This window comes from Nonomuraea sp. NPDC050547 (assembly GCF_044457345.1).
Classification (GTDB): domain Bacteria; phylum Actinomycetota; class Actinomycetes; order Streptosporangiales; family Streptosporangiaceae; genus Nonomuraea.
On record NZ_JBITGW010000013.1, the window covers coordinates 191,450 to 203,524 of the forward strand.

Annotated in this window: 13 protein-coding genes; 9 read left to right on the forward strand and 4 right to left on the reverse strand. The window is 72.6% G+C overall.

Going from position 1 to position 12,075, the window contains the following annotated elements; translation table 11 throughout:
* The first annotated feature begins 69 nt into the window (after nt 1-69).
* Nucleotides 70-1,038 carry an alpha/beta hydrolase gene (locus ACIBHY_RS30970; protein WP_397308517.1) on the forward strand — a complete coding sequence of 323 codons (969 nt, stop codon included), beginning with the start codon at nt 70-72 and terminating at the stop codon, nt 1,036-1,038.
* Here the strand turns inward: ACIBHY_RS30970 and ACIBHY_RS30975 are convergent, their stop codons facing one another.
* Nucleotides 1,039-1,410 (reverse strand): MerR family DNA-binding transcriptional regulator, encoded by a 372-nt coding sequence (locus tag ACIBHY_RS30975; protein WP_397308624.1) that lies wholly within the window; start codon nt 1,408-1,410, stop codon nt 1,039-1,041.
* Nucleotides 1,410-2,612 carry an MFS transporter gene (locus ACIBHY_RS30980; RefSeq protein WP_397308518.1) on the reverse strand — a complete coding sequence of 401 codons (1,203 nt, stop codon included), beginning with the start codon at nt 2,610-2,612 and terminating at the stop codon, nt 1,410-1,412. The genes ACIBHY_RS30975 and ACIBHY_RS30980 overlap by 1 nt, the downstream gene beginning before the upstream one ends.
* Before the next feature lie 121 nt (nt 2,613-2,733).
* On the opposite strand from ACIBHY_RS30980, the gene ACIBHY_RS30985 reads away from it, so the two are divergent.
* Together ACIBHY_RS30985 and ACIBHY_RS30990 are read left to right on the forward strand one after the other, a co-directional pair.
* The gene (locus tag ACIBHY_RS30985) at nt 2,734-3,078 is read left to right on the forward strand and encodes a VOC family protein (protein ID WP_397244232.1); all 345 of its coding nucleotides are present in this window, start codon (nt 2,734-2,736) and stop codon (nt 3,076-3,078) included.
* Between the two features lie 135 nt (nt 3,079-3,213).
* Nucleotides 3,214-3,924, forward strand: coding sequence for a hypothetical protein (locus tag ACIBHY_RS30990; protein ID WP_397308519.1), 711 nt, complete (start codon nt 3,214-3,216; stop codon nt 3,922-3,924).
* A gap of 4 nt (nt 3,925-3,928) precedes the next feature.
* Here ACIBHY_RS30990 and ACIBHY_RS30995 read toward each other — a convergent pair whose 3' ends face one another.
* Both ACIBHY_RS30995 and ACIBHY_RS31000 read right to left on the reverse strand, forming a co-directional pair.
* A complete protein-coding gene (locus ACIBHY_RS30995; RefSeq protein ID WP_397244228.1) occupies nt 3,929-4,228 on the reverse strand; it encodes a hypothetical protein in 300 nt (99 codons plus the stop codon).
* A 129-nt stretch (nt 4,229-4,357) separates the two neighbouring features.
* Nucleotides 4,358-6,124 carry a gamma-glutamyltransferase family protein gene (locus tag ACIBHY_RS31000; RefSeq protein WP_397308520.1) on the reverse strand — a complete coding sequence of 589 codons (1,767 nt, stop codon included), beginning with the start codon at nt 6,122-6,124 and terminating at the stop codon, nt 4,358-4,360.
* Nucleotides 6,125-6,248: 124 nt separating this feature from the next.
* On the opposite strand from ACIBHY_RS31000, the gene ACIBHY_RS31005 reads away from it, so the two are divergent.
* The 6 genes from ACIBHY_RS31005 (at nt 6,249) to ACIBHY_RS31030 (ending at nt 11,794) form a co-directional block, all read left to right on the forward strand.
* Entirely contained in the window at nt 6,249-6,899 is a 651-nt protein-coding gene (locus ACIBHY_RS31005) for a methyltransferase (protein ID WP_397244225.1), read from the forward strand.
* Nucleotides 6,896-8,032 carry a pyridoxal phosphate-dependent aminotransferase gene (locus tag ACIBHY_RS31010; protein WP_397308521.1) on the forward strand — a complete coding sequence of 379 codons (1,137 nt, stop codon included), beginning with the start codon at nt 6,896-6,898 and terminating at the stop codon, nt 8,030-8,032. The genes ACIBHY_RS31005 and ACIBHY_RS31010 overlap by 4 nt, the downstream gene beginning before the upstream one ends.
* Before the next feature lie 91 nt (nt 8,033-8,123).
* Nucleotides 8,124-8,741, forward strand: coding sequence for a TetR/AcrR family transcriptional regulator (locus ACIBHY_RS31015; RefSeq protein WP_397308522.1), 618 nt, complete (start codon nt 8,124-8,126; stop codon nt 8,739-8,741).
* A 278-nt stretch (nt 8,742-9,019) separates the two neighbouring features.
* Nucleotides 9,020-9,817 (forward strand): alpha/beta fold hydrolase, encoded by a 798-nt coding sequence (locus ACIBHY_RS31020; RefSeq protein ID WP_397308523.1) that lies wholly within the window; start codon nt 9,020-9,022, stop codon nt 9,815-9,817.
* Between the two features lie 112 nt (nt 9,818-9,929).
* Nucleotides 9,930-11,042 (forward strand): DUF3500 domain-containing protein, encoded by a 1,113-nt coding sequence (locus ACIBHY_RS31025; protein WP_397308524.1) that lies wholly within the window; start codon nt 9,930-9,932, stop codon nt 11,040-11,042.
* An 8-nt stretch (nt 11,043-11,050) separates the two neighbouring features.
* A complete protein-coding gene (locus ACIBHY_RS31030) occupies nt 11,051-11,794 on the forward strand; it encodes a YoaK family protein (protein ID WP_397308525.1) in 744 nt (247 codons plus the stop codon).
* Nucleotides 11,795-12,075: the final 281 nt, after the last annotated feature.

Sequence of the window (12,075 nt, forward strand, 5' to 3'; positions counted from 1 at the left end):
AAGCGGCAAAGGCATTTGCGGCGATCTCCGCCGAGGTCGCATGCTGACGCCGACAGGAACGGAGAACGCATGTCGAGGCTCACACACCGGCTGGTTTCCTCTCCGGCGGGCAGGACGCACCTCGTGGAGCAGGGTGCCGGCCCGCTGGTGCTCTTGGTGCACGGGTTCCCGGAGTTCTGGTACTCCTGGCGCCACCAGCTGCCGGCGCTGGCCGCCGCCGGATACCGTGCCGTGGCCGTGGACGTCCGCGGCTATGGGCGCTCCTCCAAGCCGGCGGAGGTGTCCGCGTACCGGATGCTCGAGCTGGTCGAGGACAACGTCGCCGTCGTGGAAGCGCTCGGCGCGGACAGCGCGGTGATCGTCGGGCACGACTGGGGCGCGACCATCGCCGCGACCTCCGCGCTCACCCGGCCGGACGTCTTCCGCGCGGTCGCCCTGCTGAGCGTTCCCTATACGCCGCCCGGCGGCCCGCGCCCCAGCGAGGTCTTCGCCGGCATGGGCGGCGACGACGAGTTCTACGTGTCCTACTTCCAGGAGCCCGGCAGAGCCGAAGCGGAGATCGAACCGGATGTCCGTGGCTGGCTGGCGGGCTTCTACGCCGCCTTGTCCGCCGGCACCATGCCCACGCCCGGCGCCCCGGACCCGCACTTCGTGAGCCGCGGCGGGAGGTTGCGCGACCGGTTCCCGGCCGGGCGGCTGCCCGCCTGGCTCGGCGAGGGCGACCTCGACCTGTACGCCGCGGAGTTCGAGCGGACCGGCCTCACCGGGGCGCTCAACCGCTACCGCAACATGGACCGGGACTGGGAGGACCTCGCCGCCCATTCCGGCCGGCCCATCACCCAGCCGTCCCTGTTCGCCGGCGGGGCCCAGGACGCCTCCACCACATGGCTGGCCGAGGCGATCCAGGCCTACCCCGCGACGTTGCCCGGCCTGATGGGCTCACACATCCTCGACGGATGCGGCCACTGGATTCAGCAGGAGCGCGGGGACGAGGTCAACCACATCCTCACCGGCTGGCTCGCGTCCCTCCCCGCCTGATCACCTCGGGTCGCCCATCGTCTCGGCCAGGCGGTCGATCTCGGCGGCCAGGCGCTCGCGCACGCCGTTCATGGCGGCGATGCGCTCGTCCAGCGCCCCGAGGCGCTCGGAGTAGGTCCGGATCAGGGACAGGCAGTCCTTGGGCGGGTCGGGCTCGCCGGTGCCCAGGCAGTGCACGAACCGCAGCACGTCCTCCGAGCTCAGCCCGGCGTGCAGCAGGCGGGCGATGTCGCGCACGAGCGAAACGGCGTGACCGTCGTACCTCCGGTAGCCGTTGTGATCGCGCTCCGCGCTGATCAGGCCCTGCTCCTCGTAGTAGCGCAGCGCCCGGGTGGATACACCCGCGCGGCGTGCCACCTCGCCGATCCGCATCACCGGTCCACCCTTCTTCCACCGGACGTGAACGCCCTATCGAACAACGCCAGCGACACCAGCACGCATCCCGCGGCGGTCGCGGGCACGGCCACCGGGCCGAACGCCTCCAGAGCCAGGCCGCCGATCCCGCCGGCCAGGGAGAAGCCGAGGAACATGGCGCTGTTGTTGAGCGCGATCAGCTCGTTGGCGGCGCCGGGGCCGTCGGCCCGCTCCAGCAGCCAGGCCTGGGTGGCCGGTGCGATTCCCCAGGTCGCGAGGCCGTACAGGATCACGAGCACCGTGACGACGGGGAGGGGGTACGGCCCCCCGGCGAGCCCCAGGACGGCCATGAGCGCGGGCGCGGCGAACACGCCGAGCAGGAGGATCATCAGCGCGCGCAGGGCGCCCACCGCGTCGACCAGCCGGCCGCCGGCGAACGCGCCGGCGATCCCGGCCAGGCCCACGACGGTGATGAGCGGGGCGACGGCGGCGCCGCGGATGCCGCCGATCCGGCCGACGATCTCGGTGATGTAGACGTAGGACATCATGCCGCCGGCGCCGCTGGGGATCATCGCCAGGAGCGCCGCGGCGGTGCCGGGACGGCGTAGCGGCGCCAGCCGTTCCTTGAGACGGGACGCGCCCGTGCCCGGCAGGGCGGGCAGGGACGACAGCAGCCCGACTCCGGCGAGCAGGGCGATCGCGGCGACGTAGACCATCGTGGCCCGCCAGCCCAGCTCGCCGCCGATCCAGGTGCCGACGGGCACCCCGGCCACCAGCGACGTCGTCAGCCCGGCCCCGACGACCGCGAGGAAGCGCCCCTGCCGGCCTTCGGGGGCGGCCGTGGCCGCGACGGCGAAGGCGGCGGGCGAGGCGGTCGCGGCGGCCAGCCCCGAGACGATCCTCGCCACCATCAGCAGGCCGTACGAGGGGGCGACGGCGGCGGCGAGGTTGGCCAGGACGAACACGGCGGCGGCCCCGACGAGCACCGGCCGCCGCGGCAGCCGGGAGGTCAGGAGGGCGGCGACCGGCGCGCCCAGCGCGTAGGTCAGCGCGAACACCGTGACGAGCTGGCCGCTCATCGCGACCGACACGTCCAGGTCGCGGGCGAGGTCCGGGAGGATGCCGGCGATGATCAGGTCGTCGGTGCCGAAGGAGAAGGCGAGGAGGAAAAGGCTCAGCAGCCACAACGGCAGCCGGGGGCCGCTCCCTTGCGTATTCATGCGGCGACGCTAGAACCTTCACGCAGGCGTCAAGGTCAAGGCGGATCGCGCGGTCACCGATGAGTTCGGGACGCCGCCGGGGTCAGTATCGGCGACCTGCCGACCCAACCCGGAGGACATCATGGCCTTGGACCTCTTTGCCGGTATCCCCGTCACCGACTACGCCACGGCGCTGCCGTGGTACGAGCGCTTCTTCGGCGCGCGGCCGTCGTTCCTGCCGAACGAGATCGAGGCGGTGTGGGAGGTGGCCGAGCACCGGTACGTCTACATCGTGCAGGACCCGAAACGGGCGGGGAACGCCCTGGTGTTCTCCTTCGTCGAGGACCTGGACGAGCGGGTCGCCGCGCTCGCCGGGCGGGGCATCGAGCCCGCGGAGCGCGAGACGTTCGACGGCGGCGTGGTCAAGATGATCTACCGGGACCCGGACGGCAACGAGATCAGCTACGGCGGCGGTCCCGTGGCCTGATCACGCTGCCTGACGTGTTCACGATGGGGCCGATGTCCGGCGAGAGTCATGTGGTGAAACCTGACTTTCGGCAGGGGCGGCGGTTGACGATCGGCCGATGATCCGCCCGGCCCTCCGTCGCCAGACTCGCCCTCCATGAACACAGACTTTCCCGGGCGTTGGATCGGTGGGCTGACGCTCGTCCTGGGGCCGGTGGTCCTGTGCGCGGGACTGCTGCTGCGCCACCTCGGCACGGTCACCGCCCTCACCCCTCAGCAGCAGGAATGGGCCGAGGCGCAGCCGTTCGCCGCCTACGGGCAACTGCTGGCGTACACGGCCGAACCCGCCCTGTTCGCCCTCGCCTACGCGGTCTTCGCGCTGGGGGCGCTGCTGCTCTTCCCCGCGTTCATCGCCCTGGCCCAGCGGGTGGGCGGCGGCCTCGCCTCCTGGGGCGCCACGCTGCTGGCCGCCGGCCTCTTCGCCCGCCTGTACTTCGCCGGCGCCGACCAGACCGCCTTCCAGCTCACCGAGGCCGTCGGGCTGGACCAGGCCACGGACGCGATCATGAAGGAGTACGTGGACATCTCCTACGGGCCGTGGCTGGTGCCGGTCTGGGCCTCGGTCGGCCAGTACGCGGGCTCGCTGCTGCTGGCCGTCGCCGCCTGGCGTTCCGGGCTCCTCGGTACGGCCCGCGCGGTGATGCTGCTCCTGGCCGGAGGCACCTGGATGGGCGTGCTGAAGAGCGCCTCGATCCCCGACGCGCTGGTCGCCGGCCTGCTCTGCGTGGCCTTGGTCCCGCTGGGCGTACGGATCCTCGGCGACCGGCCGCTCACCCCACCGGGGCGGTCGAAGGTGCTGAGCTGGTAGCCGGTCAGCGTTGCTTGATCAGGCCGTTCAGCAGGTCGGTGACCTGGAGGGAATTCGGCTTGTTCGCGGGGGCCGGTGTGTGCGACTTGGCCCGGCCGTTCAGGAGCGCGCACCGCTTCTTCGCGTTCTTCATGGAGACCGTCTTGCCGGCCTTCTTGGCCTTCGCCACCAGCCTGGCCGGGTCACAGGCGGCCGTCACCGTCGTGTGCGCCTCGGCGGGCGCGGGCAGGGCGGGCAGCACGCCGATGGCGGCGCCGACCAGCCCGATGGACGTCAACCGTGCCGCCGCCCGCATGATGGTCATGCTTTCTCCCTTGGTGTTGTCCGGGGTGGTACCGATCCGGCGACCACCGCCCACAACCCAAACCCAGATGCCGCCCAGGCAGCGCCGCGTTGATACGACCCAGGCCAAACACCGACCCTTCGATGACCGTCAGCGGCCGGCCGCGTAGCCCTGGGCGCCGCGGGGGTTGGCCGCCGCGCGCAGGAACGTGCCGTCGCGGGACACCGCGCTGAGCCTGCCGATCGACCACCCGTCCTGGACTTCCACCTCGTGGCCGCGGCGGCGGAGTTCCGCCACGACATCGGGGGCGATCCTGTCCTCGACGTGCATGACGCCGGGTCGGGACGCGCGCGGGTAGAAGGAGCTGGGGAAGTGTTCGGAGTGGAACATCGGGGCGTCGACGGCCTCCTGGAGGTTCAGTCCGCCGCCGTGGACGAGGGCGAGGAAGAAGTTCACGCTCCACTGATCCTGCTGGTCGCCGCCGGGAGTGCCGAAGGCCATCCAGGGCCTGCCGTCGCGCAGGGCGAACGACGGGGACAGGGTGGTGCGGGGCCGGATGCCGGGACGCAGGGAGTTGGGCAGGCCCTCCTGGAGCCAGAACATCTGCGCGCGCGTACCCAGGCAGAAGCCCAGGGACGGAATCGTGGGAGAGCTCTGCAGCCAGCCGCCGCTCGGGGTGGCGGAGACCATGTTGCCGTACCGGTCGACGACGTCCACGTGGCAGGTGTCCCCACGTACCCGGCCGTCGGCGCCGACCGTCGGTTCGCCCACGCCGCGGGCGCTCAGCAGGCCTTCGGGGGCCGGGTAGTCGGGGAGCCGCGGTTCGCGGCCGCCCGGCGAGCCCGGGCGTAGGTCGAAGGAGGACTCCGTGCCGACGAGGCCGCGGCGCTCGGCGTTGTAGGCGTCGCTGAGCAGGTCGTTCATGGGGACCTCCGCCGCGTCGCCGTACCATGCCTCGCGGTCGGCGAAGGCCAGCTTGGCGCACTCGATCACCGTGTGGATGTAGTCGGCGCTCAGGTGGCCCATCGCGGTCAGGTCGTAGCCGGACAGCAACGCGAGCTGCTGGAGGAACGCCGGACCCTGACCCCACGGCCCGGTCTTGCACACCGTGTGGCCGTGGTAGCCGAACCGCAGCGGCTCCTCCACGGTCGCCGACCACGAGGCGAGGTCGTCGCCGGTGAGCAACCCGCCGTGCACCTCGCCCGAGCTGTCCCGCCACGCGGTCGTGGCGCTGAACTCGGCGATCGCCTCGGCGACGAAGCCGCGGTACCAGGCGTCGCGGGCGTTGGCGATCTGAGCCTCCCTGGTGCCGCCGATCGCCTCGGCGACGATGCGGCGGTAGGTGGCGGCGAGCACGGGGTTCGTCAGCCGTGACCCGGGCGCGGGCACTTTCCCGCCGGGCAGCCACGTCGCGGCGGAGGTCGGCCAGTCGCCGGTGAACAACTGCTCGACCGTCGCGATGGTGGACGAGATGCGGTCCAGGACGGGCACGCCGTGCTCCGCGTAGTGGATCGCGGGTTCGAGCACCTCGGCGACCGACCAGGTGCCCCAGCGCTCCAGCATGAGCATCCAGCCGCCGAACGCCCCGGGCACGGTGGCGGCGAGCAGGCCGGTGCCCGGCATGACCTCGACGCCGAGTCCGGCGAGGCGGTCGATGGTCGCCGAGCCGGGAGCGACGCCCTGGCCGCAGACGACGGACACCTTCCGCGCGGACTCGTCCCAGAGCAGGATCGGCACCTCGCCGGCCGGCCCGTTCAGGTGTGGTTCGGCCACCTGCAGGACGAATCCGGCCGCGACCGCCGCGTCGAACGCGTTGCCGCCGCCTTCGAGCACGCTCATGCCTGTCGCGGAGGCCAGCCAGTGGGTGCTGGCGACCATTCCGAAGCTTCCCGCCAGTTCGGGCCGGGTGGTGAACACTCTGGATCCTTTCGGCTGCGGTGGATCGATGGGGTTCGTCGAGCCCGCGTCATTGTAGACGGGCGTCTTAAGCGTTATGGTCATCTCATCTGAGAAGAGTATCTCATTTGAGAATGGAGTCATCATGTTCATTGTTGCGGCGACGGACAGCGTGTCCATCGCTCCGGGCTGGGACCGGGTGGCGGCGGAGGAGACCCGCCGGCTCGGGGAGGTGCCGGCCGCCGACGTCGGCGACGCGCTGCAGCGGATGACCGTCATGGACGGCGGCATCCGGCTGTTCACCGAGCGCGCCGCGCTCCTCGGGAACGCCCTGCCGGTGGACGTGCGCTCGGGTGACAACCTGGCCATCCACCGGGCGCTCGACGAGGCCCGGCCGGGCGACGTCCTGGTCGTCAACGGGCACGGGGACATGACCCGTGCGCTGATCGGCGGCCTCATCGGCGAGATCATGGTCAACGCCGGCGTCGCCGGCGCGGTGGTCGACGGCGCCGTCCGCGACGTACAGACGCTGTCGGAGATGGGCCTGCCCGTGTACGCGCGGGCGATCACCCCCGCCGGCCCCTTCAAGAACGGCCCCGGCGCCATCGGGGCCCCGGTGGCGGTCGGCGGCGTCGTGGTGGCGGCGGGCGACGTGCTCGTCGGTGACGCCGACGGCGTCGTCGTGGTTCCACGGGACCGGGTGAAGGAGGTCGTGGCCGCGATCGACGGGATCGTCGAGAGGGAGGAGGCGCTCCGGCGGCGCATCCTGGCCGAGCGTACGGCGGCGGCCCGGTGACCGCCTTCCGGATGGAGGAGCTGCGTCGTCGCTCGCGGCGCCCGGCCCTCGCCCCGGCCCCGCCGGGAGCCGTCTCCCTCGCCATGGGCGAGCCGGACTTCCCCACCCCCGCGCCGGTGATCGAGGCCGCCGTGGCCGCCCTGCGCGCGGGACACACCCACTACGCCGACCAGAAAGGCCTCCTGGAACTGCGCGCCGCGCTCGCCTCCGGGCTGCCGGCGCGCCCCGGCAGGACCTGGACCGCCGACGACGTCGTGATCACCCACGGCGCCACCGCGGCCCTGGCGGCCGTGGTGCTCGCGACGGTCGGCCCCGGCGACCGCGTGGTCATCCCGGAGCCCGCCTACTCGCTCTACTCCGACCTGGTCGTCCTGGCCGGAGGCACCGTGGACTTCGTCCCGCTCGCCCCGGACCTGCACTGGGACCTCGGCGCGCTGGCCGCCGCGCTTCCCGGGGCCACGATGATGATCTTCTCGAATCCCTCGAACCCGACCGGCATCGTGCACGGCGAGCAGGAGCTCAAGGCGCTCGGGGAACTCCTCGACGGCTCCGACGTCCTGGTCGTCAGCGACGAGGCCTACCACCGGCTGGTCCATCCGGGGCACGTGTTCACCTCGGCGCTGGAGATCGCGTCGCTGCGGGACCGGACGGTCTACGTGCAGACGTTCTCCAAGACGTACGCGATGACCGGCTGGCGGGTGGGATACCTGGCCGGGCCGCGCGAGGTGGTGGACGCGGCGGCGCACGCGCACCGGACCGTCGACGGATCGCTGAACACGGCGGTCCAGCACGCGGCCCTCGCCGCCCTTGACCTGCCGGACGACGTCGTCGAGGGCATGGCCGGCAGATACCGGCAGCGTCGCGAGCTCGTGGTCGCGCACCTGTCCGGCGTTCCCGGCCTGCACCTGGTTCCGCCCGAGGGGGCGTTCTACGGGTTCCTCCGCTACGACGCCGGCCTGCCGTCCGAGGTGGTCGCCCGCGAACTCGCCGAGCGGAAGGTGATGGTCCGGGCCGGCGCCGAGTACGGGCCTTCGGGCGAGGGGCATATCCGGATCTCGTTCGCGGCCTCCGAGGACGACCTGCGGACCGGGCTGGCCCGCATCGTCGCTCACCTGGGCGGTGCGAGATCCTGACGCGGCCGGTCCGCGCGGGTCCGAGCGGTCGAACGCGGGCCACTCGGACGGGATATCCTTCGCCTGCACTTCGATGAGGGCGGAGGAGCCTGTGACCGATCAGCAGGACGCCCCACGGGGGGAGGGCAAACTGCGCAGCGACACCCGCCGCAACCGCCGGCGCCTCCTTGAGGCCGTCGGAGAGCTCGCCAGGGAAGCGCCCGACCAGCTGACCATGCAGGCCGTCGCGTCCCGGGCGGAGATCGGCCCGGCCACCGCCTACCGCTACTACTCCACCGTGGAGGACGTGCTCGCGGCCTATGTGCTCAGCGTCGTCGAGGAGCTTCGCGACTTCACCGCGGCCTCGACCGCGGAAGGGCAGCCGCTGTTCGACTCCGTCGTGGACAAATGGGTGGACCTGCTCGCCGAGCACGGCCCGGCGTTGGTGCAGATCCGGTCCCGGCGGGGCTACCTGGAGCGGCTCCACAACGGGAACGAGATCATCACCGCCCTGCGGGACGCCTGGGCCGAGCCGGTGCGCGGGCTGCTCGCCGACATCGGCCTCCCGGACGACATCATCGAGTACGCCCTGTTCCTCAACAACATGATGTACGACCCTCGGGAAATCCAGGATCTGCTGCAGGAGACGGACCTGTCCCGGCGGGAGGTCATCACCCGGCTGACCGAGGCCTATCGCGGCGCGCTGCGCGGGTGGTCACGCGCGGGCTGATCGCCGGCGGGCATGACTCGGTCACTTACCTGGCTGCCGTCGAAGGCGCCGCCGTACCGCCGCGTCGAAAGGCGCGCTGACGACGATCGTGGGCACCGCCACCGACTCCACCGCCCTGGACGGGCGAGGGGTGTGGCGAGGTGCCGTTCCATGCGCGCATCATGAAGCCGGACGCCTCTAATCGTGGGATGCGGGCCTCCCTAAACAAGCAGTGAAGTGATACGCTCATCTCAAATCAGATAAGTGTCTAAGTATCGTGTCGACGAAGGGGGCCAGCAGTGGCCACTCATCAGGTAAAGCGCGAACCCGCCACCTCCCTGCGCGCGGGTGAGCTCGAAGTCGGATACATCGATGGCGGTAGTGGCGTGCCGCTCGTGCTCGTTCATGGCGGAGAGAGCGACCGGACCCAGTTCGCGACACTCCGCACGCACCTCGGCGCGGGAATCCGGGCGATCTCCTACGATCAACGCGATTCGGGGATCACCGTGAACCCGCCGGTGCCGTACACGCTGGGCGACCTCGCCGATGACCTCGTTGCCCTGCTGGACGCGCTGGGGCTCCAGCGCGCGCACCTGCTGGGCACCTCCTTCGGCGGCGCCGTCGCGCAGCACGTCGCGCTCCGGCACCCCGGACGGGTCGCATCCCTCATCCTGGTCGCCACCACGCCGAGCTACGCGATGTGCGTCGAGGCGGTCGACGAGCTGCTGGGCATGACCCACGAGGACCGGCAGAACGCGGTCTCCGGCTTCTTCCTCACCCCCGAAGGCGAGGCCGACCTGCGTACCCGCGCCGCCCAGACACTCACCGTCCGCGATCCCGGGCAGAGCGCCCGGCGCCACGCCGTCGCCCGGCAGCACGAGGTCTGGGACCGCCTCGGGGAGATCGCCGCACCCACCCTGATCGTGCACGGTACGGCCGACCGGCTGGCCCCCTACGCCGGCGCCGTTCTGATGGAGCAACGAATCCCCGACGCCGAACTGCGTTCGATCGAGGACGGGCGGCACGCGATCACGATGGAGTTCGCCGACCCGATCGCCCGCTGGGTGCGCGAGTTCCTCAAGGTGACGGCGGCGTGAACGGCACCACGCGCGCCCGCGTCCGGGCCGCCGCCGCGGCGAGCGTCGCCGGGCGGGCCCCGCACGTGCGCGGCGCGGCGTTCGTGCCCGCACACGTTCAGCGGGGGCGGCGATGATCGACGCCGGCCGCGAGGTCGCGAACCGGATGGCCGAGGCGGCCCAGGCGTGGCTGGCGTCCCTGGACGCGGAGCAGCTCGCCGTCGCCACCGGACCGCCGCCGGGCGCCGACGGCCCGGCCGACGCCGAACGCACCCGCTGGTACTACACGCCCACCGACCACGGCGGCCTCACCTTCCACCAGCAGCGCCCCGCCCAGCACCGGCTGGTGATGCGGCTGGTCGCGAGCGGGCTGTCCGAAGCCGGGTACGCCACCGTCGCCACCGTGCTCGGCCTGGAGAACGTGCTCGACCGCGTCGAGGGCTTCTCGGTGAACTGGGGGCGGGAACGTTCCCGCGACCCCGGCATGTACTACCTTCGCGTCTTCGGCGAGCCCGGCGGGCGGCGGCCGTGGGGATGGCGGTTCGGCGGGCACCACGTCTCGCTCAACTACCTCGTGGTGGACGGGCGCGTCGCCGCCACCACCCCGTGCTTCCTGGGCGCCGACCCGGCCGCGTCGCCACTGCTGGGCGGCGCGACGCTGCGCCCGCTGGGAACGGCCGAGGACCTGGCCCGCGAACTCGTCCGCTCCCTGCGCCCCGAGTCCGCCGCCCGCGCGGTGCTGCTGGAGCGCGCCCCGAACGACATCGTGGCGGGCAACAGCGACCGCGTCGACGACCGCGTGGTGAGGCGTAGCGAACTCTGGCGCCCCGGCCAGCACACCCCGGACCGTGCCGAGAACCCGGCCACCGGCCTCTACGGCACGGACCAGCGGGCGCTGGCCCTCACCCCGGCGCCCAAGGGCGTGCCGGGCGCCGAACTGGACACCACGCAGCGGGAACTGCTGCGCGCCCTGCTCGGCACCTACCTCGACCGCGTCCCCGGCGAACTGTCGCCGCTGCCCCTCTACGACGACCCGGCCGCGCTGGACGCCGTGCACCTCGCCTGGGCCGGCTCCACCACGGCGGGCGAGCCGCACTACTACCGCCTGCAGGGCCCGCGGCTGCTCGTCGAGTGGACCAACATCCACCGCGGCGTCAACCACGCCCACGCCGTGTGGCGGGACCCGGAGAGCGACTTCGGCGGCGACGTCCTGGCCGCCCACCACGCCGCCCACCACCGGCCATAGGACGAGACGTGAACGCCAGTGTCAGCGCCCGCGCCCGCATTCGTGCCCCCGCCCCCGCCCGCGCCCGCATCCGCGGTCGGCTCGTGCGAGGGCGGGTCACGCCGCTGGGTCTGATGCTCGCCCTCACCTTCGCCACAGGCGTCGTCGACGCCGTCGGCTACCTGCGCCTGGATCAGGTGTTCGCGGGCAACATGACGGGCAACGTGGTCATCCTCGGCATGGCGGCCATCGGCGGGACGGGGCTGCCCGTGCTCGGTCCGGTCGTGGCGCTGGTGTCCTTCGTCGTCGGCGCGGCCGTGGCCGGGCGGGTGCTGCGTACCGCGGCCCCGGGCTGGACCGGCAGGTGCACGGGGCTGCTGGGCGGTGTCGGGCTGGTTCTGGCCGCCACGGCGCTCGGCCTGGCCGTGATCGGGACGGGCACCCCCGCCGCCCGCGCGTCGATGGCGGCGTCGCTCGCCCTCGCCATGGGAGTGCAGGCGGCGACGGCGCGCCACCTGGGGGTGAAGGACGTCACCACCGTGGTCGTCACCTCCACGCTGACCGGCCTCGCGGCGGACTCGCGGCTGGGCGCGGCCCGCGGCCAAGGGGCACTGCGCCGGGGTACGGCCGTCGCGCTCATCATCGCCGGAGCGGTCACCGGCGCGGCGCTGTGCCAGGTGCACGAAGGACTCGCGGTGGCGTTGGCGGCACTCGTCGTGCTGACCGTGACCGGCCTCGGCCACGCGTACACCCGACCCGGCAACTCACCCTGACCGCCCCGAACCCACGCCCGCCACCCTGACCGCCCGGTACCCGAACCCACGCCCGCCACCCTGACCGCCCCGTACCCCATGACCGGTATTGCACCTCTGACCGCCCCATCTCCGACGGAGACCCTGTGATGAAGCACCCGCGAAGTCCACCGCCGCGGTCGAAGACCTGACGACCGTGCCATCGACGGCCCGCGCGTGCCTGCGCTCCCGGCCGTCCCGACCGGCCACCGGCCGCCCGGCGGCTTCGCCCTCGACATCGGCGGCGGCCCGCACGACGCCGG